Source organism: Pseudoalteromonas sp. BSi20652, assembly GCF_000239855.1.
GTDB lineage: Bacteria > Pseudomonadota > Gammaproteobacteria > Enterobacterales > Alteromonadaceae > Pseudoalteromonas.
The window spans coordinates 1-1,473 of sequence record NZ_BADT01000225.1; the positions used below are offsets into that span (position 1 = coordinate 1).

The window sequence follows — 1,473 nt, forward strand, 5'->3', positions numbered from 1 at the left end:
TCATAAAAGTTACAAAGGAAAGGTTTGCTACGCCATTTAGTAGCCCCTACCAACTAATTGCATTGCTTAACAAGTTACTATGATTAAAATCCAACTGCTAGATTTATACTTAAAGAAAAATCATTTGTGTCTGGTAAGCTTTAGCCAGAACACCGTATTGCCAATACGGTAAAATATGAGCAAGTAATTTTGATTAATAACAAGCACTAAGACTATTAGATAAATATATAAAATTATATAACTCTGCTTAACTCATTTTTATACTCTTTTTTTACCACCTATTACATGGTTAATTCAGTAGCTCATTAATATATGACAATTATACACTTCAAAGTTCTACAAATAAGCAAGGCAAATAAGAAGTTCAACTTTTCTTTATTTGTGCATTTACAAAAAAAGAACACATCATACTTATCTATATTTAAAGTTATATCAAACATCGAGTACTATTAATTATTTTATTTAAACAAAGCAAAGTGCATGCAATAATATCAATCTAGTAAGATGTGTTCTTTGAGGTGTGTAATGGTAACTAAGGTACAAATTAGAATTCAGTTTGATTTAATGAACGAATTAACTCTAAGACTAATTGAAGAATTGAAAGAGTGTGAATTCTCCAAAGCAGAATATTATCAATTACCAGATGTAAGTAGTTTCGATGAAAGTAAAGTTCCAGAATCTATACTTGTTTCTAAAATCACTGGGATACCGGCTCAAAAAGCAATCCTAAATTCTTTTTCTGACATGTATAAAAAATCAGGATTAAGCAGTCGTGTTTTAAAAAGGCACCCTGGTTTGCTCGTTGTTAAAAATGCAGATAAACAAGCTTTAAATAACCGAATAAATCAAGTGAATAAAGCTAAAGCTACATTTAAAGAATGTATTTTAGCTATTGATAGCAACGATGCTCGATTTGAAGCAGTTCACAATGCTATACCAAATTTAATAACGCTTGCCGCATATCGTAAAATTCATAGTGAAAGCGAATCCCCATTTTCGGTTAGGTTTACTTGGATGCACAAACACGCAACTAAAACGCTGACTAAAAAAATGGCTCTAGAAATGCTCGGCAAATCGGCCAGTTACCGAAACCCAAGAATGATAGATCAACAAAAGTGGCAATCACTTGTAGCCCAAGAACAATTAAGGGTTGCTAGTTTAGGCGAAAAGGAAAAACTGAGAATTCGGCGTCCTACTCGCGTAAGCCCTCAAGTTAATGTAAGATACACGGCACAAAATCGCTATCATGTGAGTGCTGCATTACCGTTTATTCTGATTAATCCAGAACCAGACGTAAAATTAGGTATATTACCTGATTATCAAAAACCCGAAACTCACCCTCGCAAGCGTGAGTATGATTTTTTGGTTTGATAGGTTATATCTAGAACAGATAGAACGTTAGTCATTATGTTAAAAAGGCCACATTAAGTGGCCTTTAATAGAATGTGGTTAATTAATTAAAATAGCGAAAGT

At 32.7% G+C, this 1,473-nt stretch carries 1 pseudogene; it reads left to right on the forward strand.

Annotation, left to right across the window (positions count from 1 at the left end):
• Positions 1-525: 525 nt before the first annotated feature.
• Positions 526-1,402 (forward strand): annotated as a pseudogene (locus P20652_RS01295) (DNA replication terminus site-binding protein).
• The last annotated feature ends 71 nt before the right edge of the window (positions 1,403-1,473 follow it).